We start from the raw sequence: 24,656 nt of genomic DNA, 5'->3' as shown, positions 1-24,656 counted from the left end.
GGGTGTGAGGCCCGCCCCGTGAGCGTCAGCGCCTCCAGCCCCCGGGCGTCAGCGCCTCCGTGCCCCCGTTCCCCGGGCGCGGCATCGTGGCTCCGTGCCTCTTGTTCCTGTTCTGCACGAGTAAACGCGCGGCGGGGCCCGAATTCGCGGCGTGTCGCGGGGATCGCGCGATCTCATCGTGCACAACAGGATTCAGATCGTGCATAACAGGGTGTGAGGCCCGCCCCCGAAGCGTTGGAACCACGGGGAAGCGTTGGAACCACGGGGAAGCGTTGGAACCACGGGGAAGGGCCGCCACAACTCAAGCCCGACACAACTCAAGCCCGACCGACGCAAGCCCGCCACGACGCGAGGCCGACAAAAAAGGAACCGGACTCCCATCGGAGTCCGGTTCCTTGTTAAGGGGCCTGTGGCGCGCTAGGCGGCTTCGGTTCCCAGGGTTCCGAGGTAGAGGCCGATGACCTTCGGATCGTTCAGCAGGGCGCGGCCGGTGCCCTCGTAGGCGTCGCGACCCTGGTCAAGAACGTAGCCGCGGTCGCAGATCTGCAGGCAGCGGCGTGCGTTTTGTTCCACCATGATGGTCGTCACGCCGGCCTTGTTGATCTCCGAGACGCGCAAGAACGCGTCGTCCTGGCGCACGGGGCTGAGGCCGGCGCTCGGCTCGTCGAGCAACAGCACGCTCGGGTCCATCATCAGGGCGCGGCACATGGCAACCATCTGACGCTCACCGCCGGAGAGCGATCCCGCGCGTTGGTTGAGGCGCCCGCCGAGCTCCGCGAAAATGCTCGAAACGAATTCGAGACGCTCCGCGTATTTCTTTGGCGCCTGATACACACCCATCTGCAGGTTTTCGGCGATCGTCAACGACGGAAAGACGTTGTTCGTCTGCGGCACAAACGCCACGCCGCGGCGCACGAGCTTGTCGGCCTTGAGGCCGACAATGCTCTCACCGTTGACGGTGATTTCGCCCTCACGCACCTTCAGCATGCCGAAGATGGCTTTCAACAGCGTCGACTTACCGGCTCCGTTCGGGCCGATGATGCCGATCAACTCGCCGCGGCGCGCGATCAGGTTGGCACCGTTGAGAATGTTGATGCCTGGCAGGTAGCCAGCATGAACATTCGTCATCTCGACAACGATGTCATCGCTCATTTCGACTCCTTCGTGTCAATCGTGGGGATGCGACCGGTCACAACGCCGAGGTCTACGTCTTGGTGGGCGCCGAGGTAGGCGTCAATAACGGCCTGGTCTTCCATCACCGTCTCCGGCGGACCCTCGGCCACAATCTTGCCCTCGGCCATCACCACCACCCAGTCGGCAATGTGGCGCACCATGTGCATGTCGTGCTCAACGAACAGCACGGTCATGCCGCGATCCTTGAGGTCAAGCACGTGGTCAAGCAGTGACTGCGTGAGCGCGGGGTTCACGCCAGCCATCGGCTCATCCAGCATCACCAGCGTCGGGTCATTCATCAGCGCACGCGCCATGTCGAGCAGCTTGCGCTGGCCGCCAGAGAGCGAAGCCGCGAAGTCTTGTTCCTTCGCGTCGAGCTTGAAGCGCTTGAGCAGATCGCGCGCCTTGGCCGTGATCTCCGTCTCCTGCTTGCCCCAGGTCCACGGCATCAGCGCCGCCCAGAACCGCTCACCGCGCTGGTTTTTGGCGCCGAGCTTCATGTTCTCCAGCACCGACAGCAGCGATAGCGCCTTGGTGAGCTGGAACGTGCGCACCTGACCCATCCGGGCCACCTTGAACGACGGAACGCCCGCAAGGTTGTGGCCGTCGTATGTCCAGGAGCCGGTGTTGGGCTTATCGAAACCGCACAGCAGGTTAAACAGCGTGGTCTTTCCCGCGCCGTTTGGTCCGATGAGGGCGGTGATCGCGTGGCGCGGAATCTCCAGGTGGTTCACGTCAACGGCCGTCACGCCACCGAAGTTTCGGGTGACGTTGTCGACGATCAGGATCGGGTCAACCTTGGGAATACCGGGCGTTCCTGGGCCCTTCGCAAGCCCGGTCGACTTGATGCGCTTGCCAGGAATCGTCGCCGATTCACCCGCTGCACGGTCGGCCACGAGATCTTCCGCCACCAACACCTTGTCTTCGGCCACCAATTCTTCGGCGGCCTCCGCTGTGGCAGGAAACGGAACCTCGACGCTCGCCTCGGCACCGGCGGCGGCGCCCGATTCGAGCGGCTCCACGCCCTCGACTTCTAGTACGCCTTCGACTTCCAGCACGCTTTCTACTTCCGGCACCACTGGTTCCGAGTTTTCCCCCGCGGCTTCGGGAATCTGATTATTTGACAAAGGTCATCTCCCTCTTGTCTCCGAGGATTCCTTGTGGGCGGAAGATCACGATGAGCATCAGCGCGACACCCATCATGAACTGCACGACGGCCGCACTCTGACCGGTGCTGAGGGGGAGTCCGATGTGCGGAATAACCGAACCAAGGAACGCATAAACCACCCAGAACAGCACGGCACCGAGGGTCGGGCCGAATACCGTGGCGGCACCACCGAGCAGCAGGATCGTCCACAGGTTGAACGTCATATCGGTCACGTACGACCCGGGTGTCACCGCCGACGGCAGCGCGTAGATGATGCCACCCATGGCACCCATCACGCCACCGATGATGAGGGCCTGCATCTTGTAGGAGAAGACGTTCTTGCCGAGCGAGCGCACGGCATCTTCGTCTTCACGGATTCCCTTGATAACGCGGCCCCACGGGCTACGCATCAGCAAGAAGACCGTCACGATGCACAGCGCCAGCAGGATCAGGCCAAACAGGATGATCCACCAACGGGCGTTGGTGTAGGTCCAGGTCCAAAAGCCCCATGTGTCAGAGGTGTCGCCGCCGGCGAGCACCCAGGGGTTCGCGGCCTGGAAGCCAGTGTTGTAGCCGTCAAGGCCGTCGTTGGAACCAGTGATCGGGTCGAACGCGGCGGTGTTGAGCATGAGGCGCACGATTTCGGCGGCAGCGATTGTCACGATGGCGAGGTAGTCGGCTCGCAATCGCAACGTCGGAATACCGAGGATGAGCGCGAAGATCACCGCGGCGATCAAACCAAGCGCCATCGCACCAAACCACGGAAGGCCGAAGGTGAGCACACCGATCGCGTAGCCGTAGGCGCCGAGCGCCATGAACGCCGCCATACCGAAGTTCAGCAGACCGGTGTAACCGAAGTGAACCGACAGACCCGTTGCCGCGATCGCAAACGCGATGGTGGTGGGGGAGAGCAAGAAGCGGAGTGAGTCCGCCAGGACAGCCATGAAGTCCATGTCAACCCAACCTTTCCTTGCGTCCCAGCAAGCCTTGTGGCCTCACCAGGAGAATGACGATCAGCGCGAGCAGGGCGCCAGCGAACTTGAGATCAGACGGAATGAACAGCGGCGATACCTCCACGACGACACCGATGATGATCGAGCCGACGAGGGCGCCGAAAGCCGTTCCCAAGCCGCCCAACGTGATGGCGGCGAAGATGAGCAACAGCATGCTGGTTCCCATGTCGAACTTCACGCCGCGAATGTAATACGCCCACAGCACGCCAGCGAGGGCGGCGAGGCCACCGGCGATCATCCATACCATGCGAACGACCGACTCAACGTTGATGCCCGAGGCCGATGCCAGCGACGGGTTGTCGCTGATGGCGCGCGTGGCCTTGCCGAGCCGGGTGCGGGTGAGGAAGTACGCGACGCCAAGAATGACGACGATACTCACGCCCGCGATGATCAGGTTGATGTACGTGGTCTTGATGGGGCCGATCGCGAACTCCATCGCGTTCTGACCCGGAACCTCGTACACGTTGCCCTTGATCAAGATTTGGTAGAAGGAGCGCAGCGCGATGGCGAGACCGATGCTCACCACGAGCAGCTGCACGATACCCAGGCCCTTGCGCCGCAGGGGGCGCCATAGGCCCGCGTCTAACGCGAAGCCCAGCGCAACGCCGGCGATCACCGCCGCCGCAATACCGATCCACAGCGGGGCGTTCCAGATGGTCGAGAGGATCATCATGACGATGGCGCCCCATGACACCATCTCGCCGTGTGCAAAGTTCGACAGCCCCGTGGTTCCGTAGATCAGAGCCGCACCCATCGCCGCCAGCGCCAGCATCAGGCCAAACACGACGCCGCGGAAAATGCTGCCCCACAGCTGATCGATGAACGAGGTGGTCTCACGCACGCCCTCGCCCAAGAAGAGGTTGACCGTCTTCTTGCCGGTGAGGTCGAACGTCACTGTTTGCGATGCCGACTCGCCCTCAACGATCACGCCTTCTGGGAGCGTGGTTTCGTCAACCGTGAGCGTGTATTCCGCGTTTTCCGGAACGAACAGCTCCCAGCGGCCCTTCTCATTCGTGACGGTTTCGGCGCTGAAGCCGTTGCCCTCAATCGTGACGGTGACGCACGGCAGCGGCTCGTCGTTGAACTTAATGAATCCGCTGAAACGCCAGTCGGTGCTTTCTTGCTCCTCGGGTGGGTCACACGTGACGGCTGCGGTCGCCGTCGGCACGGTGACGGTGCTTGCTGTCGCCGAGACGGTGGGGGCAATGATCACCAATCCGGCGATCAAGACTCCTAACAGCAGGGTAAGTACGCGCCACCGCTGGCGGTACTGCGTTCGGGTTAATGAAGGGGACACACAACCTCCGCTTGTTGTTGGGATCTCCAGCAATCGCGAGCACTCCGATCAGCATTGATTCGGGTGGAATGTGAGCATATTGGGAAAACGCCGAGAACGGGGAAGAAAAGTCAAGTCGTTGCCACGCTGTGACCAGAGGTGTGACAGCGAACGGAACCTCGATTTCGCGTCAGTAGTGGGGTTGCGCAACCGTGAGGGGGTGTTGCGGGCCGGTGTGCGTTGTGACGGCTCGGGCGTGTCGGCGACGTCTCCGACTGGAATAAATTGCGCCGCCGTCGAATTACACTATTTACACGGGAGATCCACCCGTCCAAGGCCGTTGACGTCCCTCGCCCCGCGATAACCGCGCCACACGCGCAGGAGGAGCCCATCCATGCAACAGAATGATCCCTTCGGCTTTACCGGCCTGACCTACGACGACGTTCTGCTGCTACCTGGCCCGACAGATGTTATTCCGAGCGACGCTGACACGTCATCTCGCTTCACGAAGCGAATCACGGTTGCCACGCCGCTCGCATCTGCCGCGATGGACACGGTCACCGAGGCTCGAATGGCAATCGCCATCGCACGCCAGGGTGGCATCGGCATTCTGCACCGCAATATGTCGATCGAAGACCAGGCAGCTCACGTCGACCGCGTAAAGCGCAGTGAATCGGGCATGATCAGTGACCCGATCACCACGACGCCAGACGCCACGATCGAAGAAGTTGACGCCACGTGCGCCAAGTACCGCATCTCAGGTCTGCCCGTCGTTGACGAAGACGGCCGCCTCGTCGGTATCGTCACCAACCGCGACATGCGCTTTGTGACCGGTGCTGAGCGCAAGACAACCCTCGCCAAAGACGTGATGACGAGCGAGAACCTCATCACCGCTCCCGTCGGGATTCCCGCCGAAGAGATCATCGCACTGTTCGCGAAGAACCGTGTCGAGAAGCTTCCTCTCCTGGATGATGACGGCAAGCTCGCCGGCCTCATCACCATCAAAGACTTCGACAAGAGCGAGAAGTACCCGCTCGCCACGAAAGACGACCAGGGCCGTCTGCGCGTCGGCGCCGCCATCGGCTTCTTCGGTGACGCATGGCAGCGTGCCGAGGCGGTTCGCGACGCCGGTGTCGACGTTATTGTCGTCGACACGGCCAACGGCCACTCCTACGGCGTGATCGACATCATCACGCGCCTCAAGGCTGACCCAACATTTGCTCACATCGACATCGTCGGCGGCAACATCGCGACGCGCGAGGGTGCTCAGGCGCTCATCGACGCGGGTGCAGACGCCGTCAAGGTCGGCGTTGGCCCCGGATCCATCTGCACCACGCGCGTCGTCGCCGGTGTGGGCGTTCCGCAGGTCACCGCGATCTGGGAAGCCTTCCAGGCAGCCCGTGAGGCTGGCGTTCCGGTGATCGCCGATGGCGGTCTGCAGTACTCGGGTGACATTGCGAAGGCTCTCGTTGCGGGCGCCGACACCGTGATGATTGGCTCGCTCTTCGCCGGAACCGACGAGTCGCCGGGCGAAATCGTCTTCGTCAACGGCAAGCAGTTCAAGCAGTATCGCGGCATGGGCTCGCTGGGCGCGATGCAGACCCGCGGCAAGAAGACCTCGTACTCGAAGGACCGCTACTTCCAGGCCGATGTGCCCAGCGACGACAAGCTGATTCCTGAGGGAATCGAGGGCCAAGTTGCCTACCGCGGCCCGGCATCGGCGGTTGCCTACCAGCTCGTCGGTGGCCTGCGTCAGTCGATGTTCTACGTCGGTGCCCGCACCATCGAAGAGCTCAAGGCCAAGGGTAAGTTCGTGCGCATCACGGCTGCCGGACTCAAGGAGTCACACCCGCACGACGTTCAGATCGTCGTCGAGGCCCCCAACTACCGCAAGTAGTTTCTCTGAAACGGAACCTCCCCCCGCGCCGCGGAGGGAGGTTCCGTTTTTGTGCCGGCCCCGAGGTCCCGGTCTTTGCCGCGAACGCCCTCGAGGTTCCGTCTTCTGTGGGACGTGCCCCGAGGTTCCGGTCTTTGCCGCGGCGTTATGCATCACGAAATTCGTGTATTCGGCCCCATTTGCCCCACCAGCCACACTGGCACCACACGGTGATGCATAACGTCACTGGCGGCGGGAGGTTCCGTCGCGCATGCACGGGAGCTTGAGGCGAATGAAAACTCCGAAGAGGCGTATCCGACCGCACGGTACCGCTATTCTGAAAGGCTCGCCTGTTGCGGGCGAGAGGAATTGATCCGTGGGATTCATTGACATCAACGCCGTGTCCTACACGCTGCCCGATGGGCGGCCGCTGCTCGACGACATCACGTTTCGCGTTGGCGAGGGCAAGACGACTGCACTCATTGGTGAGAACGGTGCCGGCAAGACGACGCTGCTGCGCATTGTTCGTGGCGACCTCAAACCCGATGCTGGCGCGGTTTCCATCAACGGTGGCCTCGGGGTGATGGACCAGTTCATCGGGCACGCGCGCGACGCCGACCCCGCAAACCCGCCAACGGTCCACACCCTGCTGGTCGACGTTGCTCCGGACCGAGTTCGCCGCGCCGCGCGAGCGCTGGAAGCAACCGAGAACGCGCTCATCGACGATGACAGTGAGCGGAACCAAATGGCGTACGCGACGGCGATCGCCGAGTATGCGGATGCGGGCGGCTACGAGTATGAAACGGTGTGGGACCGCGTCGCAACGGCGGCGCTCGGGGCCGGATATGAGCGGGTGAAATACCGCGAACTGTCGACCCTTTCTGGCGGCGAACAGAAGCGGCTTGCGCTCGAAGCGTTGCTTGCCGGACCCGACGAGGTGCTGCTACTCGACGAACCAGACAACTACCTCGATGTTCCGGGCAAACGATGGCTGGAAGAACGCCTGCGTGAAACGAAGAAGACCGTGCTGCTGGTTTCGCACGACCGCGAGTTGCTTGCGCGCGCGGCCGACCGCATCGCAACCCTCGAGGTTGGGCCGGCGGGTGCGACCGCGTGGATTCACGGCGGCGGGTTCAACACCTATCACGCCGCCCGCGATGCCCGCATGGAACGCCTCGAAGAGTTGCGCCGCCGCTGGGATGAGCAGCATCTCAAGCTCAAGCAGCTCGTCGTCGCCCTGCGCGAGGCCGCGAAGCGAAGCGACGAGCTCACCAGCCGCTACCGCGCCGCCCAAACCCGGCTGGCGAAATTTGAGGCGGCCGGCCCGCCGCAGGAGAAGCCGCGCGAACAGAATCTCGACATGCGACTGCGTGGTGCCCGCACTGGCAAGCGCTCCGTCGTTGCCACCGATCTCGAACTCACCGGCCTCATGAAGCCGTTCACGACTGAGGTCTGGTTCGGCGATCGCGTCGGCGTTCTCGGCTCCAATGGTTCCGGCAAGTCGCACTTTCTGCGGCTGTTGGCGCGCGGCGGAACCGACCCCGACGGCACTCTCGGACACGTCACGACCGCGGGTCAGCGCGCCGCAGAAGTCGCGCACACCGGGCGTGCGGTGCTCGGCGCGCGCGTGGTTCCTGGCTGGTTTGCGCAAACGCACCAGCACCCGGAGTTTGTCGGGCGCACGCTGCTCGACATTTTGCATCGGGGCGAGGATGACCGTGCGGGTATGGCGCGCGACGCGGCAAGCTCCGCGCTCAGCCGCTACGGCCTCGCCCTGCAGGCCGAGCAGAACTTCGAGCAGCTCTCCGGCGGTCAGCAGGCGCGGTTTCAGGTGCTGCTGCTGGAGTTGGGCGGTGCAACCCTGCTACTGCTTGACGAGCCCACCGATAACCTCGACCTGGTCTCTGCCGAAGAGCTGCAAGATGCGCTCGCGCGGTTTGACGGAACCGTACTGGCCGTGACGCACGACCGGTGGTTCGCGCGGTCGTTCGACCGGTTCTTAATTTTCCGTTCAGACGGAACCGTCGAAGAGTCGGCGACTCCGGTTTGGGATGAGAAGAGAGTGGAACGCGCGCGCTAGCTTTCGCGTGCGGTCGCGGGGGCGGTCGACGTTGCGCTCGCGGGTTCGCTTGGTTGCGCGCTCGCGGCGGTGAGCGCCGTGGCGCGGTGTTGTGGGGTGTGGCTTCGGCTGAGGGCGATCGCCACCCCCGCGATCACCAACGCCATGCCTGCCGCTTGGCTCAGACCAAACGGTTCGCCGGCGATCAGCACACCCAGCACCACCCCCGACACCGGGTTGAGAAGCCCGATCGCGCCGACGGCCGCGGCTGGCAGATGCCGCAGGCCGGTGAACCAAGCGAAATAGGCGAGAGCAGTGCACACCACACTGATGTAGGCGAATCCCGCGATCTCGCTGCCGGTGAGCATGGGTGGCGGCCCTTCAAAGACCACCGCCAACACCACAATCACGACGGAACCGGTCATCAGCTGCCACGACGCCAACGTGACCGGGGCGATGCCGCCTCCCCATCGCGCGGTCAGTGCGAATCCGAGCGTTGACGCCGTCATCGCTCCCAGCGAGGCCAGCACGCCCCACGGGTTGATTTCGCTGAACGACGCACCCACCATGATCGCAACGCCCGCGATGCCGGTGACCGCGCCCGCGACGGGCATCAGCTTTGGCCGCTGACCCAGCAGTGCCCAGCCAAACAGCAGCATTCCCACCGCCGACGTCGACATCAGCGTCGCCGCCACGCCCGACGGCAGCGTGGTTCCGGCCACGTAGATCAGCGCGAAGAAGCCGCCAACGGTCAAAAATCCGAGCACAAACGAGCGCCAAATCCACTGCCCGCGCGGTAGCTTGCGCGAGACGAGTAGCAGAATGATCGCGGCGGGCACGGCGCGAAAGACGGAACCCCACAGCGGCGAATCGGGCGGCAACAGTTGGCGCGTGGTGACGTAGACGCTGCCCCAGGCGAGGGGTGCGATGGCGGTGAGGAGGATCCACCGAAGTCGAGATTTCGCTTCCATGGAAGACATATTACTTCCTGGGAAGATATAATGGGGTTATGTCGGAGAAATTCACTTCGCAACAACCGGATCAGGTCGATGCGATCGTCGCCGCCTGGCGCCGCGAACGCCCGGATACAGACCCCTCGCCGCAGGGGATCGTCGGTCGGCTACATCGCATCGCCGGGCTGCTTGACGACGCGCTCGACGAGAACTTCCGCCACTTCGACCTCTCGCAGGGCGAATTCGACGTGCTCGCCACACTTCGTCGCGCTGGCGCCCCGTACGAGCGCACCGCCGGTGAACTCGCCGAACACACCATGATCACCACAGGCGGCCTCTCCAAGCGCATTGACCGCCTCGAAGCACGCGGACTCATTATCCGCACCATTGACAGCGTCGACACCCGACGCCGCAATATTCGGCTCAGCAGCGAGGGGTTGGCGTTGGTCGATGAGGCATTCACCGCGCACCTGGCTCTTGAGCATCGGCTGATCCAGGGCATCGCCGACCCTGAGGCTTTCGCCGCCACGCTGCGCGCCTGGGGCAACGCCCTGCGCGCCGCCCCGCAGTCGTAACCAGCAACTGTGCCCGCGGGGGTTGGTTCCGGGCCGATGGATTTTCGACGTGCGTTTCCGCGCCCCGGGGTTTGGTTCCGGCCTCCGGCCGGCGCCCCTGGTTCCGGCCTCGGGCCCGCGCCCCTGGGAGTTGGTTCCGGCACCCGCGCCAGCGTCCGGGCCCCGCCCCCCTTGTGGAAGTGCGCCCTCCTGTTCTGCACGATCAGAATCCTGTTCTGCACGATCAGATCGAGCGTTTCGCGCGACACGCCGTGGTTTCGCGCTCATCTGCGTGTTTACTCGTGCAGAACAGGGTGAAGGGCGCGGATCCAGGCAGCGGACCTTGGGGGTCTCGCGCACCCGCTGGTTCCGCGCCCCGGGGTTGGTTCCGGCACCCGCGCCAGCGTCCGGGCCCCGCGCCCCCTTGTGGGAGTGCACCCTCCTGTTCTGCACGATCAGAATCCTGTTCTGCACGATCAGATCGAGCGTTTCGCGCGACACGCCGTGGTTTCGCGCTCATCTGCGTGTTTACTCGTGCAGAACAGGGTGAAGGGCGCGGATCGGGCAGCGGAGCCATGGAGGGCAGCGGAGCCATGGAACTCGGCGGAACCTGGAGCCCGACCCCGGAACCACGCCACCCACCGGAACCCCGAGCCCGTCGGAACCATTGAGGATGTCGGAACCACGAGGTAACGTGCGGGCATGTGCCGCAACATTCACACGCTTCACAACTTTGAGCCCGCCGCGACGTCCGATGAGGTGCATGCCGCGGCGCTGCAATATGTGCGCAAGATCGCCGGAACCACCAAGCCGTCGCAGGCAAATCAGGCGGCGTTCGACCGCGCCGTGGCGGAGATCGCTCACGCCACCCGTCATCTGCTTGAAGACCTGGTCGCTGTTCGGCCACCAAAGAACCGAGAGGAGGAAGCGGCCAAGGCTCGCGCTCGCGCGCAGGTGTCTGGTCGCTACGACCGGGCCGCTTCGTAGTGTGCTGTGGGCGGCTTTCGACGCCGTGCCGTCGCAAGGGTAGGCTGAGGGGGTGACCATGGAGATCGAGCTCGGACGCGGTAAGCGCGCTCGCCGGGCATACACGTTCGATGACATCGCCGTCGTACCCTCACGACGCACCCGCAACCCGGAGGATGTGTCGACGGCCTGGTCCATCGACGCTTACCAGTTTGAGACCCCGGTCATCGGTGCACCGATGGACTCTGTTGTGAGCCCGAAGACCGCGATCGAGCTCGGACGCCTCGGCGCCCTCGGTGTGCTTGATCTCGAGGGTCTGTGGACGCGATACGAAAACCCGGAACCACTGCTCGCCGAGATCGCATCGCTCGACGGCGATGACGTGGTGCGCCGCATGCAAGAGGTGTACGCCGAGCCCATCAAGCCCGAGCTCATCACCGCGCGCCTCGGCGAAATCCGCGAGGCGGGTGTCACGGTGGCCGGCTCACTCTCCCCGCAGCGCACCGCGGAGCTCTACGAAACCGTTGTCGCCGCGGGCGTTGACCTGTTCGTGATTCGCGGAACCACGGTGTCGGCTGAGCACGTCTCCTCCAGCGCCGAGCCCCTCAATTTGAAGAAGTTCATCTACGACCTTGATGTTCCGGTCATCGTCGGAGGCGCTTCTACCTACACCGCAGCCCTGCACCTGATGCGAACCGGCGCCGCCGGCGTGCTGGTCGGTTTTGGTGGCGGAGCCGCCTCCACGACGCGCGCCACGCTCGGCATCCACGCGCCGATGGCCACCGCCGTCTCCGACGTCGCAGCCGCACGCCGCGACTACATGGATGAGTCTGGCGGCCGCTACGTTCACGTCATCGCCGATGGTGGCGTCGGAACCTCGGGAGACATCGTGAAGGCCCTCGCCATGGGCGCGGACGCCGTCATGCTGGGTGTCGCGCTCGCGCGCGCAACCGACGCTCCTGGTTCCGGTTACCACTGGGGCCCCGAGGCACACCACCCGTCGCTGCCGCGCGGCAAGCGCGTACAGGTAGAGCAGATTGGCACGCTCGAAGAGGTGCTGTACGGGCCGACGCCGGTCGTTGACGGCACCGCAAACCTGATGGGTGCGCTGAAGAAGTCGATGGCCACCACCGGCTACAGCGACCTCAAAGAGTTTCAGCGCGTTGAGGTTGTGCTCGCGCCCTACCTCGCTCAGTAAATGACCGCAGTCGAGGCGCCGCTGTTTCCGCCGACGCTCCGCGAGGTGCTGCTGCGCCCGCGGTGGCTGGGCGTGCTCGGGCTCGCGCTGATCGTCGCCGGAGTGTTTGCCTGGCTGGGGCAGTGGCAGCTCGACATGGCCGTTGATGAAGACCCCGTGCCCATCGAGGTCACCGAAGAAATCAAGCCGATCGCTGACGTGGTGACGCCGGGGCAATACTTGCCGGAACCATTCGTCGGCCACCGGGTTGAGGTTGCGGGATCCTTCGTCGCCGACGACTTTCTGGTGGTTTCATCGCGCCACAATGACGGCGTCGAGGGGTACTGGGTAACCGGGCAGCTACGTATCGCCGACACCGAGGTTCCGACCTCTCTCGCCGTTGCTGTCGGATGGACCGAGAGCCGCGCGGAAGCAGACGCGGTGGCCGCCGAGCTCAACGCTGCGCCGCCGCAAGACGTGGCGCTGACCGGCCGCATCATTTCTGACGAGGGCATCATGCCTCCGCGGGCAAGCCAGCCCATCACCGAAATGGCGCGCATGTCGCCCGCGCAGCTGCTGGGCTTCTGGCATGACGCCGATGGGTTGGCGATGTACCGCCCGTATTTGGCATCGGAAAGCGCGATGGGTTCGCTCGACACGATCATTGCGTTGCCGCCGACGGAGGAGAGCTCAGTCAACTGGCTGAACATCTTCTACGCGATCGAGTGGATCGTGTTTGCGGGCTTCGCATTCTTCATGTGGTACCGCCTCGCGAAAGACGCATGGGAAAAAGAAGTCGAGCAGTTTGAAGAAGACCACCCCGACCTCGCGACAGCGTAGGCAAGCCGCGAGTTTCAGGCTCGTTTCGGCGCGTACAGGCGTGGCCAGTGGCTCAGAGCGCACCGGTTAGGATAGAAGACATGGCCGCCCCGAAACTCGCCTCGTTCCCGGCGATTCGCGGTGCACTGAAGTTTTACCAGATTGCGTCTGTCATCACGGGTGTCTTTCTGCTGTTGCTGTGCGCCGAGATGATCCTGAAGTACACGCCGATTCACCTTGAGCTTTTCCTCGGTGGCAAGGGCGGTTTCTTGTGGCTCGCGCCCGTCGTTGAGACCGCGAATGGGCTCGAATCTACCGGCGACGGCATCAACCTGTCGCTCGTCATTCTGGTCGTACACGGCTGGTTCTATGTCGTGTATCTCTTCGCTTGCTTCCGCGTGTGGAGCATGATGCGTTGGGCCTTCCCGCGCTTCTTGCTGCTGGCGCTCGGCGGCATTGTTCCGCTCTTGAGCTTCTTCCTTGAAGTTCGCACCGCGCGTGACGTGCGCGCCTATCTGGCGCAGCGCGAGGCCGACGCGGCAGAATCAGATCCAACTCCTCAGCCATTAACGGAGGCAAAGTGACCGAGACTCCTGAGACCGTGCAACGCCCGGTCCTGGTCGTCGACTTCGGTGCCCAGTACGCGCAATTGATTGCGCGACGGGTTCGCGAGGCGGGTGTGTACAGCGAAATCGTGCCGCACACGGCGACCGCTGCTGACATCCAGGCGAAGAACCCCGTCGGAATCATCCTCTCGGGTGGTCCGTCTTCGGTGTACGAAGAGGGCGCCCCGCGTCTTGACCCTGGCGTATTTGACCTCGGCGTTCCGACGCTCGGCATTTGCTACGGGTTCCAGATCATGGCTCAGACCCTCGGCGGAGAGGTCGCTGCGACCGGTCTGCGCGAGTACGGCGCGACAAATGCCGTGACCTCCACAGACTCGGTACTGCTTGATGGCATTCCGGCCGAGCAGAACGTGTGGATGAGCCACGGCGACTCGGTCGCCAAGGCGCCCGAGGGCTTCACGGTCAACGCATCGACCGCCGGTGCACCCGTCGCGGCGTTCAGCAACGATGAGCGCAAGTTCTATGGCGTGCAGTGGCACCCCGAGGTCAAGCACTCCGCCCACGGACAGCAGGTCATCGAGAACTTCCTGCACCGCGCTGCGGGCCTGGCCAACGACTGGAACAGCGGCAACGTTATCGCTGAGCAGGTGGAGCGCATTCGCGCCCAGGTTGGCAACGCTCGCGTGCTTTCTGCCCTCTCTGGCGGCGTCGACTCCGCCGTCTCGACCGCACTCGTACACAAGGCTGTCGGCGACCAGCTCGTTGCCGTCTTCGTTGACCACGGGCTGCTGCGCAAGGGTGAGCGCGAGCAGGTGGAGAAGGACTACGTCGCCTCCACCGGTGTGCGCCTGGTCACCGTTGACGCGCGCCAGCAGTTCTTGGACGCTCTCGCCGGAGTCACCGACCCCGAGACCAAGCGCAAGATCATTGGTCGCGAATTCATCCGTTCGTTCGAAGCCGTGCAGCGTCAACTCGTTGACGAGGCGAAAGAGGCGGGCGAGCCGATCAAGTTCCTCGTGCAGGGCACGCTGTACCCCGACGTGGTTGAGTCGGGCGGCGGCGCGGGCACGGCCAACATCAAGAGCCACCACAACGTCGGCGGCCTGCCAGAAGACATGCAGTTCGAGCTCGTTGAGCCGCTGCGCACCCTGTTCAAAGACGAGGTACGCCAGATCGGTCGCGACCTGGGTCTGCCCGAAGTGATCGTTGCGCGCCAGCCGTTCCCCGGCCCCGGCCTCGGCATTCGCATCATCGGTGAAGTCACGCAGGATCGCCTCGATCTGCTGCGCGACGCCGACGCGATTGCGCGTGAAGAGCTCACCGCCGCGGGCCTGGACAACGAGATCTGGCAGTGCCCCGTGGTATTGCTCGCCGATGTGCGTTCCGTTGGCGTGCAGGGCGATGGCCGCACCTACGGCCACCCGATCGTGTTGCGCCCGGTGTCGAGTGAAGACGCCATGACGGCCGACTGGTCGCGATTGCCGTACGACGTGCTGTCGAAGATCTCCAACCGCATCACCAACGAAGTGCGCGACGTGAACCGCGTCGTGCTCGATGTCACCTCCAAGCCCCCGGGAACCATCGAGTGGGAGTAAGTTTCACGAAGCACGGCGACTCATGACTGAGGCGCCGTGCTTCGTGCTGGCCTCCAGACTGATCCCTGATCAGGATGGAGGCTTTGCTCGTGCCGTGATGCGTCGTGCCTACGACTTGCACAGCGAAGGCATTGACGTCACCGTGCTGACCGTCGACCCCGGTGCGACCGCCGATCATGCCGAGCAACGCGCCGAGTGGGTGCGCCGCGGCGAACTGCACGACGCCGAGCGCATGCGAAACCTGTTTGACGATGCGCGCGCCGACGCGTCGTGGCTGCGGAACGCTGCGACCGGAACCACGGTGCCGGCCGCAGTGGACTACACGGATTTTTTCGACGCCGCAGGGGTGCGCGTCTTGTCGTTGCCGATCATCGCCGGCGACCCGCGTTGGCACGCCAGCGACGCCCCCGTCATCGTCTACGACGCAGCGGGGGAGCCGATCGGCAGTGTTGCTGGTTTTGGCGGCCTATACCGCGCTTGGCTCGGCCACGTGGTTCCACCCGACGGCGTCGTGATTGTGGAGGCCAGGCAACTCGGTGAGCTGCTCGCGACGTGGCAGTCGCCAGCGCGAATCATTCACACGGTCCACACCAACCACTTGGAGCCGCCGTACACGCCAGATGCGCCCGTGAACGCGCTGTGGACGAACTGGTTTGCCATCGCCGATCTGTTTGACACCGTGGTGTGGCCCACCGAGGCCCAGGCGGCCGATGTGCGCGCACGCTTCGGCACCGCGCGCGCCGACGTCGTGGTGCCGAATGGTGTCGATTCTGGTGCGTTGGGTGTGGGTTCTGCCTCAGCAGTGGGGGAGTCTGCGTCGGTTGGTGGGGTTGCGTCGACGGGAGGCGCCGCTCGTCGCGCGGTCATGGTGAACCGTCTTGCACCGGGAAAGCGCGTTGATCACGCTATCCGGGCGTGGGCTGCGGTGATCCGCGACGTGCCCGAGGCTCGGTTAGATATCTTTGGCGACGGACCCGAGCGGGAGCGTCTCGCGGCACTCATTATCGAGCTGGGCCTCAGCGAATCCGTCACATTGCACGGTCATGTCGCTGACCCGGCCGAGTGTTACCGCGACGCGGATTTCTTGTTGCTGACTACCGCGTTTGAGGGCCAGGGGCTGGTCGTGGGCGAGGCGCTCGCCGCCGGTGTGCCCGTCATCAGCTACGACGTCGCCTACGGACCGCGTGATGTGCTGCAGCGCGGCGGCGGGATGCTCGTGCCCTCGGGCGATGAGCCGGCCCTGCTCGCGGCGATACTCGACGTGCTGCATGATTCGGCGCTGCACGCCCAACTCGTTGCCGAAGCACCCTCCGCCGTCGCCCCGCTTGAGCGACGGGCCGTGAGTCGGCAGTGGGCCGACCTCGTGCGCTCTGTCGCCTCGCGCCCCACCCGCCGCTGATCCGCGGTGGCCGACACCGGTTCCGCACCCCGTGGGTCCGTGGATCTGCACTCATGCCGGTGATTGGTGGTTCCGCGCGCCACGGCTCCGCCCTCGCCACACGCGGGAGAAGGAGATTACGCCGGCAGCAGGAGGATTCGCGTGAGGTTTCCTTCTCTCGCGTTGATCTCCTTCCCTCGCGTTTCGCGTGGGCGCCGGAACCGCGGCGCACATGGCTGCCGGCCCCCCCCCGTGGTTCCGCTTTCCACACGCGGGAGTAGGAGATTACGCCGGCGGTAGGAGAATCGGGCTGAGGTTTCCTTCCCTCGCGTTTATCTCCTCCCCTCGCGTTGCGCGGGAGCACCGGAACCAGGGCGCATATGGGCGGCGGAACCCCACGGTTCCGCCGCCGTGGTTCCGCTCCGCACACGCGGGAGAAGGAGATTACGCCGGCGGTAGGAGAATCGGGCTGAGGTTTCCTTCTCTCGCGTTGATCTCCTTCCCTCGCGTCGCGCTTGAGCGCCGGAACCAGGGCACACGATGCCGGAACCGCGGAACCAGGGCGCACGCGACAACGGAACCGCGGAACCACGGCACGCGGGGCCAGCAGATCCCACGCGCATGTCCCCAGAAACGACGAAAGGGCCGCCCGTAGGCGACCCTTTCGTGCGGAGATGTTACTCGCTACCGCGCACGATGGCGATAATGCGGAGGATCTCGACGTAAAGCCAGACCACCGTCACCATGATGCCGAAGGCACCCATCCAGGCGAACTGGCGGGGTGCGCCGTTCTTGACGCCCTGCTGGATGTTGTCGAAGTCGAGAACCAGCGAGTACGCCGCCATCAGCACAACGAACACACCGATGATGACGCCGAGCGGAATGCCGAAGATCAGCGCGCCGCGCATGCCCCACGGGTTCTGCACGACGCCGGTCCACATCAGCACGAGGTTGAGCAGCGAGAAGACCAGGTAACCGATCATCGCGATCATGAAGATCTTGGTCGCCTTCTTCGAAGCGCGGATCTTTCCGCTTGCGAAGAGCGCCAGCGTGACACCAACAACCGAGACGGTCGCGAGCGTCGCCTGCACGACGATGCCGGGGTACAGGCCCTCGAAGAAGGCCGAGATGCCACCGATGAACAAGCCTTCAAGGGCCGCGTAAACCAGGATCAGACCCGGGCGAACCTTCTTGCGTGACGAGAAGATGATCACCATCGAGAGCACGAAGGCGCCAAGAGCACCGACAGCCCACGGGATGATCGAGTATGAGGTCGCACGTGCCGGGTCGAAGGTGCCGCCGAGCGTCCACACCCAGCCGACAACCGCCGTGATCAGCAGCACGGCGAACAGGCCGGCCGTCTTCATCACGGTGTCTTCCACCGTCATGCGGTCAGTCTCGAGCGCGCCAGCGGAAGGAGCGGCGTACATGCCCTCCATCTGTGCCTGGTAGGCGGCCTGCTGTGCGGCGTGCTGAGCCGAAGACCACTGGGCCTGGTTCTGCGCCTGCTGCGGGTTCTGTGCGTTCGGGGGCGTCAGCGGCTGGCCGTATTGCGGCTGGCCATACTGGGGCTGACCGTACTGGTTGGTCTGCGCGCCGTATGCGGGGCTCGGTGCGCCCTTCGGCGCGTAGCCGGGGTAAGTCTGAGCGGCGCGCGAGTCCTGAGAGAACGCGTCGCTGTTGAAGACGGGGTTTCTGAGGGCCATGTGTGACTCACGCTCCGTAACTATGCTGCACAGCATTTGCTGTTTCCAACAGACTAGTAGTCGAACCGCGTGATTTCGCGTGATCTAAGCAACTTCTCGGTATTCGTTCGCTCTCAGCGACTATGCTTCACGGGTGCCTCGCCCCACCCCGCTCGTCATCGGTCATCGGGGTGCCCCCGGCTATCGTCCAGAGCACACACGCTCCTCGTATGACCTCGCTCTCGCGATGGGTGTGGACGCGGTTGAGCCCGATCTGGTGATGACAAAAGACGGCGTCATCGTGGTGCGGCATGAGAACGAGATTTCCGGAACCACGGATGTTGCGTTTCACCCGGAGTTCGCTGATCGCAAGACCACCAAGAAGATCGATGGCATCGATCTCACCGGCTGGTTTACCGAGGATTTCACGTGGGATGAGCTGGCGACGCTGCGCTCGCGGGAGCGGTTGCCCAAGATTCGGCCGAACAGTGCCACGTTTGACGGCCAGCAGGGCATTCTGCGGCTGAGCGATCTGCTCGAGATTGTGGAACGCGCCTCGCTCGAACAGGGGCGACGCATCGGTGTGGTGCTGGAGATCAAACACGCCACCTACTTCGAATCGATCGGTCTCGCCCACGCTGACCTGCTGCCGGCCGAGCTGCGCGCCGCCGGATGGGATCAGGGCAAGCTCCCCATTTGGATCGAGAGCTTTGAGCAAACCGTGCTCATGCAGCTGCGTGATTCCGGCATCAAGGCCAGCTACATCTACCTGTTGGAGAGTAAGGGCACCGCGTTTGACCTGGTCGCCAGGCAGGGCGAGCGCGCCATTGGCTATGCCGCGCAGTTCAGCCCGCGAGGCCTTGACCGATTGGCCGCCGAGGTAGACGGCATCAGCGTGGACAAACGCGTGATTCTCGCCCCCGATCGGTTGGGGCGCTCCGCCGGGCCGTCGTCGGTCGTCGCCGATGCGCACGAGCGGGGCTTGCGCGTGTTCACCTGGACGGTGCGGCCAGAAAATCAGTTCTTGATTCGACAGTTTCGCTCCTCGTCAGACAAGAGCGCGTATGGCCACTACGAAGACGAGTGGGCCATTATCCGTGACTCCGGTGTCGATGGCGTGTTCGTCGACCACGCCGACCTTGGCGTCAACTTCTTCCGCGCCCGCTAACGTCCGTCGCCGCACCCGCTAGCGCCTGGTATCAACAGCGCGCCCGTCGGCGGGCAGAGAAAAGCGGGGGTGCGGTCCCGAACGCACCCCCGCTTGCGGCTCGCTAGAGGCGAGCCCGGCGCGCAGCGAAAGTCTTCTGCGCGTGTCTTACCAGTGCCACCAACGCCGTCACGACGGCGAGGGCGGCAAGCACAAGCACGGCGTAGATGCCGAGCGTAAACGGGGTGAACGTCATGACCCACGACGTCAGGTTCGCTGAGCCGTTCGTGAGCACAAACATCAAGCCGCCGCCAGCGATCGCAGCGAGCAACAGACCCCAGATGATCCCCGCCCAGCGCGTGCGTGGTTCCGCCACCCCGAGCGGAACCAGGGCATGCGCAGCTGACGAAGCGAGCGCTGTCGCCGCCTTCTCGCTGGTCTCCTCAGGTGCAGGCATTTCGCTCGCGTCAGGCATTAGCGCCTCGGTCGGGGCGGCGTCGAGGGTGAGTTCAGGTGCGGCGGGGATGGCGGCCTCGTTCGTCATGTCGTCGTCCTTCATTTCTTCACCGTGATCTTCGGATCGATATGGGTGGAAACATCACCGTTGCTCCAGTCGGGAAGCACCACGATTTCTACCCAGCCGTTGGTCTGCTCGAGGGTGATTTTCTGAGTCGAAGAGGGAAGGTCTTCACGGTAGGTGTCGATGTCGACCGCATACATCTCCACGCCATCGCGCGCGGTGGGGGCAATGTCTTGGCCGCCGTACTCGCCCGTCGCCTTCTCAATAGACACGCTGACATGGGAGCCGGGGCTGAGGGCGGCTTCAAACTCAAGGTCGATGCCGGCCTCCACGAAGATGACGGTGTAACCCTCGCCTTTGTTGATGTTCAGCGGAGTTTGGCGTGGCTCGGAGGGGCTCGCATAGACCGTGAGCGCGCCAAACGGCTGGTTGACCTCGGGCATGGTTCCGGCGAACACACTCGCGCCATCCCACACCACATCTCCCGGCCGTGTACCGACGACGGAAGCGCCACCAACGGCAAGGGCTGCCACCGTTGCGAGGGCTAGAAAGCCGCTACGGCGCCGCATGGCGCCGGCCAGCACCATGCCCAATCCGAGTACGACGCCACCGCTGAAAGCGCCCAATGCCAGCGATTCGGCGAAGCCGTGTGGCATCCAGGTGAGAATCACCACGCAGGCAACGACGGCGGCAAGGCCGATGATTCCGAGGTTGTAGCCCACGCTGGCGCGGGGATTGGTGGCGCGACGCTCGGCCCGTCGGGCGCTCAACTGCCTGAGGAAGGCACCACGCTGATCGGCGTTCTCCCGCTCGGCCCGCTGCTTTGCTGACGCGTCGTCTTGCTGTGAGACCAAGAAAGCCTCGCGATCGCGCTGGGCCTGAGCGTGCTGCTCTCGCCACTGGGCGAACTCATCGGGGTCGGTTGGCGCGGTGGCACCTGCGTCGCGAGCGTCGGCCTGCGGTTCTGCACCGCCAGCGGACGTCGCAACCCATGGTTCCGCGTCGGAGCCGATAGCAGATCCGGGCGTCGCACTCATGCCGGCGACGCTGGGTGCTAAAGCGGCGGGCATCGAGACACCGTCCGCGGAGCCAGCGTTAACCATTGCGGTCGTGCCAACCGCGGCGGCGTCGCGTGTTCCCCGTCGGCGGCGCGCGGCAGCGACGATGAGAACGGCCGCGATGAGCGCAAGTACGACGGCGCCAATCGCGAGCATCGTCGGCCCCCAGGGCGCGTACGAAAAGCCCACGTCGTACGCGGTGCCGGAATAGTAGGTCGTGCCACCGGAATCGGAGACGAAGATCGCCGGTTGCGTGAGAGCCTGCCAGGCGCGAGCGGCGAGCGTGTTGAACGGAATGAGGGCAAACAAGAAGGTCGCCAGAATGCCGATCATTTGCGGCTGAAAGCGGCCACGGCACAGCAGCTGCAGTGGAATTGCGCCGCTTTCATCTGGCAGCACGAGCCACAGGATCGCGTACAGCAGCACGGCGGGAAAGCCCAACAGCGTAATCACGACGAAGATGCCGCGAATGAGGGCAACGTCAATGCCGGTGCGACCGGCGATGCCGGCCGCGACGCCGCCAAACCAGCCGCGGGTGCGGACGATGCCGGCGTCACGAATCCAGCCGAAAAACGCGCTCTCTGGCGGCGCTGGCGCAGGCATCGGAACCGGTGAGCTTGCGGCTATCGCATCTCGCGTTGGCTCGGCCGCGGGGCGGTCGGTTGGCGTTGTCATGTATTTACTGTGCGTCACCGGTGAATGTCGTCGCTATGGGGGAACCCCCTGACGCATCCCTGGATTCGGAGAACTTCGTCGATCCGACCGCGGCGGGGTGCTTGACTTGGGTTATGACATCCCTCCCGCTCGCACCGCGCGTTCCGTTGCGGCGCCCGCGCGCGAGCATGGCGACGGGTGTGTCTGCAGGGCTCGCCGCCCACCTGGGTTGGAGCGTCGCGGTCGTGCGGTTGCTGTTTGCCCTCACATCTCTCATGTTGGGCGCGGGAATTCTGCTGTATCTGTGGTTGTGGATCTTTGTTCCGCTCGCAGACGAGCCCAGCGACGCCGTTCCCACTCGGTCGGCGCCTGTCGCCTGGATCAGCATTGGCATCGCCTGCGTCGCGACACTGTTCGCGGGGTGGGGGATGATCATGGGAACCTCGGGACTGACGTACGCCGGGTCTCCCGAATGGGTCGCGCTGACCGCCATCGCGCAGGTGTCGTGCGTGATCGCGGGACTCTGGGCCGGGTTCTTGGATGTGCAGGATCCGTTGCGCGGCCCGCGTCACGTCGTGGCTGTGCGCGCTAGCGCCACCGGCATTTTGCTCGCACTGATCGTGATGTACGGCTTGCTGATCGTGATGTACGGCTTTGATTTTGCGGTGCGCGGATCGAGCGTGCTGGTATTCATCACCGCGCTGTGTGCGGTGATCGCGCTCGCGGCGGTCTACGCGCCCGCCCTGGTGATCTCGCTTCGCGGTGCCACCCATGAGCGCATTCGTCGCATCCGCGAAGAGCAACGTAGCGAAATGGCCGCGCACCTGCACGACTCCGTGCTGCAAACGCTGGCCCTCATTCAAAACCGTGCTGGCGCCTCAAGCGAGGCCGCCCGACTTGCTCGCGCGCAGGAGCGAGAATTGCGCAGTTGGCTTTATGACGGTGACGATCCGGCCGATAGCGACCTGCCCACCGACCTGCGCGACTACGCCGCGGCGCTCGAGCTTGACTATCCTGTGGTCATTGATGTGGTTGCCGCCGGAGCCTCAACCGAGCGTGCCAGCGGTGAGGTTGCCGCTGCCGCCCGGGAGGCGATTCTGAACGCCGCACGCCATGCACCCGGCCCGATCTCGGTCTACATCGAGGGCAGCGAACGCGCCGTAGACGTTTTCGTGCGCGATCGCGGTGGCGGGTTCGATCTCGCGGCCGTGCCGAGCGACCGTCTCGGCGTGCGGCAATCGATCATCGGTCGCATGCGCCGCGCCGGCGGCGATGCCCGCATCGTTCGCCGCGAAACCGGCACCGAAATTCACCTCAAGCTTGACTATGCGCGAGCCACCCAACGAAGCCAGGAGATGTCATGACGACGCCACTGCGCATTGTGATTATTGATGACCACTCGATCTTCCGCTCGGGTCTGCGCGCCGACCTCGATGACACCGTCGATGTTGTTGGAGAAGCAGCCGACGTGCCAAGCGCCGTCGCCATGATCGCCGAAACCAAGCCAGACGTGGTGCTTCTTGACGTGCACCTTCCCGGCGCCGACGGCGAATTTGGTTCCGGCGGCGAAGCCGTATTGCGCGAGGCGCTGCCGCTTGCCCCAGACACCCGCTACCTCGCGCTGAGCGTCTCCGACGCGGCAGAAGACGTGGTGCGTGTGATTCGTGCCGGAGCGCGGGGCTACATCACCAAGGGTGCGTCGGGGGCCGAAGTGAGCGCGGGCGTTCGCGCCGTTGCCGCCGGAGATGCGGTGTTTTCTCCGCGGCTGGCCGGCTTCGTGCTCGATGCCTTCGGTGCGGTCACCGGTGAGATTGCGGCTCGGCCCGATGAGCTTGACCGCCTCTCCGCTCGCGAGCAGGAGGTGATGCGCCTGATTGCCCGCGGCTACTCCTACAAAGAGGTCGCCGCCGACCTTTTCATTTCGGTCAAGACCGTCGAGACCCATGTGTCTGCGGTGCTGCGCAAATTGCAACTCTCCTCGCGCCACGAACTCACGGCTTGGGCCTCGGCACGCCGCCTGCTCTGAGGCGGTGGTGATGCTCGTGGCATTTGACCAGCCGCAACCTCGCTAAGATTTGGTCATGACACTGGCCGATCGACGCGGACGACGAGCAGTTCTCATCGCGTTGGCGTTGGCGGTGTTGGCGGCCATCGCGGTGGTGCTCAGCGAGGCACTGCTACGGGTGAATCCAGACGCTGTTCTGGTGCCCGAGCGTGCCGACCGCGAAGAACTGATGGCCTGGCTTGCTCGTGGCCTCTTCGCGCTGGGCGTTATCTGGCTGGGCATCGGAATCCTTGCGGCCCGCACGAGCCTGGTTCGTCGCCCCGGCGCGGCTGCGGCACGCGCGACCTGGCTGTCGTTCTCACGCCCATGGCGTGCGCGCGAATCCATGCTTGGCTTGCTCGCATTTGACCGCTGGCTGCTGGTCATCGTTCCCTCCGGAATGCTGATTGCAACGCACCTCATCATTGCGTCGTTTCTTTCTGTTCTCCCCGCGCTCATCGCGAGCGCGGGGTGGTTTGTTTTTGGGCTGATTCTCATCGTGTTGGTGTGGCCGCGCTCCTCGTGGCCGGTGGTGACGGCGATCTCCGGAACGGCCGTGGTGTGGAGTCTCATCATGCTCGCCGGGGTCGCAATCGCGGGGCCCGGAACCTTCTGGCTGATGCTGTGGGACACGCCCTGGCTGCGTTTCATCGTGCTGACGATCATGTTGGCGGTGCTGGCCTGGGCATTTATTGCGGCGGGCGGCGCCATGGCGCCGCAAATCGGATCGCTCGGCGCCGTGGGTGCCGTGACGGCGGGAGTGGGCGGAACCATTGCCCTGCTTTCGCTGATTATGGGCGCGTTGGGGCCGGTGTGGTTGGGTGCCCAGTGGCAAGATGACGCCGTCGAAGTGGTTGCCCAACCGTCGGTGGTCTGGATCAATTTGGCGGTGGGAGTCGCCCTGTTTGTGGCCGGACTTGCCCTCACCCTCTACACGCGCCGCCAGCGCTCGCTCTCGTCTGCTCGCGCACGGCGGTGATGTCGGTGCTCCGGCTT

21 protein-coding genes are annotated in these 24,656 nt (G+C 64.4%); 13 read left to right on the top strand and 8 right to left on the bottom strand.

Translation table 11 applies throughout. The features are described from left to right. Positions 1 to 417: 417 nt before the first annotated feature. The 4 genes from FVP60_RS04575 to FVP60_RS04560 all read right to left on the bottom strand — a co-directional run bounded on the left by FVP60_RS04575 (position 418) and on the right by FVP60_RS04560 (position 4,630). Positions 418 to 1,152 (bottom strand): ABC transporter ATP-binding protein, encoded by a 735-nt coding sequence (locus FVP60_RS04575; RefSeq protein ID WP_147825047.1) that lies wholly within the window; start codon positions 1,150 to 1,152, stop codon positions 418 to 420. Beyond that, complete coding sequence (locus tag FVP60_RS04570; protein WP_147825512.1) at positions 1,149 to 2,036, bottom strand: ABC transporter ATP-binding protein; 888 nt, start codon at positions 2,034 to 2,036, stop codon at positions 1,149 to 1,151. Before FVP60_RS04570 ends, FVP60_RS04575 begins: the two co-directional genes overlap by 4 nt. Before the next feature lie 253 nt (positions 2,037 to 2,289). After that, complete coding sequence (locus FVP60_RS04565; protein WP_147825046.1) at positions 2,290 to 3,273, bottom strand: branched-chain amino acid ABC transporter permease; 984 nt, start codon at positions 3,271 to 3,273, stop codon at positions 2,290 to 2,292. Between the two features lies 1 nt (position 3,274). After that, positions 3,275 to 4,630 carry a branched-chain amino acid ABC transporter permease gene (locus FVP60_RS04560; RefSeq protein WP_246132457.1) on the bottom strand — a complete coding sequence of 452 codons (1,356 nt, stop codon included), beginning with the start codon at positions 4,628 to 4,630 and terminating at the stop codon, positions 3,275 to 3,277. 373 nt (positions 4,631 to 5,003) lie between these two features. Here FVP60_RS04560 and guaB point away from each other — a divergent pair, with 373 nt between their 5' ends. Continuing rightward, positions 5,004 to 6,506 (top strand): IMP dehydrogenase, encoded by a 1,503-nt coding sequence (gene guaB / locus FVP60_RS04555; RefSeq protein ID WP_147825045.1) that lies wholly within the window; start codon positions 5,004 to 5,006, stop codon positions 6,504 to 6,506. A gap of 355 nt (positions 6,507 to 6,861) precedes the next feature. Next, positions 6,862 to 8,565, top strand: a complete 1,704-nt coding sequence (locus FVP60_RS04550; protein ID WP_147825044.1) for an ABC-F family ATP-binding cassette domain-containing protein — start codon at positions 6,862 to 6,864, stop codon at positions 8,563 to 8,565. Here FVP60_RS04550 and FVP60_RS04545 read toward each other — a convergent pair. Next, positions 8,562 to 9,515, bottom strand: coding sequence for a DMT family transporter (locus FVP60_RS04545; RefSeq protein ID WP_147825043.1), 954 nt, complete (start codon positions 9,513 to 9,515; stop codon positions 8,562 to 8,564). The two genes, FVP60_RS04550 and FVP60_RS04545, sit on opposite strands and share 4 nt — an antisense overlap. Before the next feature lie 38 nt (positions 9,516 to 9,553). Here FVP60_RS04545 and FVP60_RS04540 point away from each other — a divergent pair, with 38 nt between their 5' ends. The 7 genes from FVP60_RS04540 (at position 9,554) to FVP60_RS04510 (ending at position 16,573) form a co-directional block, all read left to right on the top strand. Continuing rightward, positions 9,554 to 10,072, top strand: coding sequence for a MarR family winged helix-turn-helix transcriptional regulator (locus tag FVP60_RS04540; protein ID WP_147825042.1), 519 nt, complete (start codon positions 9,554 to 9,556; stop codon positions 10,070 to 10,072). A 681-nt stretch (positions 10,073 to 10,753) separates the two neighbouring features. Then, entirely contained in the window at positions 10,754 to 11,038 is a 285-nt protein-coding gene (locus FVP60_RS04535) for a DUF2277 domain-containing protein (RefSeq protein ID WP_147825041.1), read from the top strand. Positions 11,039 to 11,096: 58 nt separating this feature from the next. After that, entirely contained in the window at positions 11,097 to 12,215 is a 1,119-nt protein-coding gene (locus FVP60_RS04530) for a GuaB3 family IMP dehydrogenase-related protein (protein ID WP_147825510.1), read from the top strand. Continuing rightward, complete coding sequence (locus FVP60_RS04525) at positions 12,216 to 13,034, top strand: SURF1 family protein (protein WP_147825040.1); 819 nt, start codon at positions 12,216 to 12,218, stop codon at positions 13,032 to 13,034. Positions 13,035 to 13,114: 80 nt separating this feature from the next. Beyond that, positions 13,115 to 13,597, top strand: coding sequence for a DUF3817 domain-containing protein (locus tag FVP60_RS04520; protein WP_147825039.1), 483 nt, complete (start codon positions 13,115 to 13,117; stop codon positions 13,595 to 13,597). Then, positions 13,594 to 15,174 (top strand): glutamine-hydrolyzing GMP synthase, encoded by a 1,581-nt coding sequence (gene guaA / locus FVP60_RS04515; RefSeq protein WP_147825038.1) that lies wholly within the window; start codon positions 13,594 to 13,596, stop codon positions 15,172 to 15,174. Before FVP60_RS04520 ends, guaA begins: the two co-directional genes overlap by 4 nt. Positions 15,175 to 15,196: 22 nt before the next feature. Next, a complete protein-coding gene (locus FVP60_RS04510; protein WP_187240555.1) occupies positions 15,197 to 16,573 on the top strand; it encodes a glycosyltransferase in 1,377 nt (458 codons plus the stop codon). A gap of 656 nt (positions 16,574 to 17,229) precedes the next feature. Here the strand turns inward: FVP60_RS04510 and FVP60_RS04505 are convergent. After that, on the bottom strand, positions 17,230 to 18,258 hold the full coding sequence (locus FVP60_RS04505; protein ID WP_147825036.1) for a Bax inhibitor-1/YccA family protein: 1,029 nt from the start codon (positions 18,256 to 18,258) through the stop codon (positions 17,230 to 17,232). A 133-nt stretch (positions 18,259 to 18,391) separates the two neighbouring features. On the opposite strand from FVP60_RS04505, the gene FVP60_RS04500 reads away from it, so the two are divergent. After that, positions 18,392 to 19,405, top strand: coding sequence for a glycerophosphodiester phosphodiesterase family protein (locus FVP60_RS04500; RefSeq protein ID WP_147825035.1), 1,014 nt, complete (start codon positions 18,392 to 18,394; stop codon positions 19,403 to 19,405). A 103-nt stretch (positions 19,406 to 19,508) separates the two neighbouring features. On the opposite strand, the gene FVP60_RS04495 is transcribed toward FVP60_RS04500, so the two are convergent. Beyond that, the gene (locus tag FVP60_RS04495) at positions 19,509 to 19,943 is read right to left on the bottom strand and encodes a hypothetical protein (RefSeq protein WP_147825034.1); all 435 of its coding nucleotides are present in this window, start codon (positions 19,941 to 19,943) and stop codon (positions 19,509 to 19,511) included. Further along, entirely contained in the window at positions 19,940 to 21,637 is a 1,698-nt protein-coding gene (locus FVP60_RS04490; protein ID WP_147825033.1) for a PspC domain-containing protein, read from the bottom strand. The genes FVP60_RS04495 and FVP60_RS04490 overlap by 4 nt, the downstream gene beginning before the upstream one ends. A gap of 113 nt (positions 21,638 to 21,750) precedes the next feature. Between FVP60_RS04490 and FVP60_RS04485 the strand changes: the two genes are divergently transcribed. From FVP60_RS04485 to FVP60_RS04475, 3 genes are read left to right on the top strand one after another with little or no spacing between them, the layout of a single operon-like run. Beyond that, the gene (locus tag FVP60_RS04485; RefSeq protein WP_147825032.1) at positions 21,751 to 22,980 is read left to right on the top strand and encodes an ATP-binding protein; all 1,230 of its coding nucleotides are present in this window, start codon (positions 21,751 to 21,753) and stop codon (positions 22,978 to 22,980) included. Beyond that, positions 22,977 to 23,642 carry a LuxR C-terminal-related transcriptional regulator gene (locus tag FVP60_RS04480; protein WP_147825031.1) on the top strand — a complete coding sequence of 222 codons (666 nt, stop codon included), beginning with the start codon at positions 22,977 to 22,979 and terminating at the stop codon, positions 23,640 to 23,642. Before FVP60_RS04485 ends, FVP60_RS04480 begins: the two co-directional genes overlap by 4 nt. A gap of 55 nt (positions 23,643 to 23,697) precedes the next feature. Further along, on the top strand, positions 23,698 to 24,639 hold the full coding sequence (locus FVP60_RS04475) for a hypothetical protein (RefSeq protein WP_147825030.1): 942 nt from the start codon (positions 23,698 to 23,700) through the stop codon (positions 24,637 to 24,639). The last annotated feature ends 17 nt before the right edge of the window (positions 24,640 to 24,656 follow it).

This window comes from Microbacterium mitrae, assembly GCF_008017445.1.
GTDB lineage: Bacteria > Actinomycetota > Actinomycetes > Actinomycetales > Microbacteriaceae > Microbacterium > Microbacterium mitrae.
This window is presented reverse-complemented; position numbering and strand designations above follow the sequence as displayed.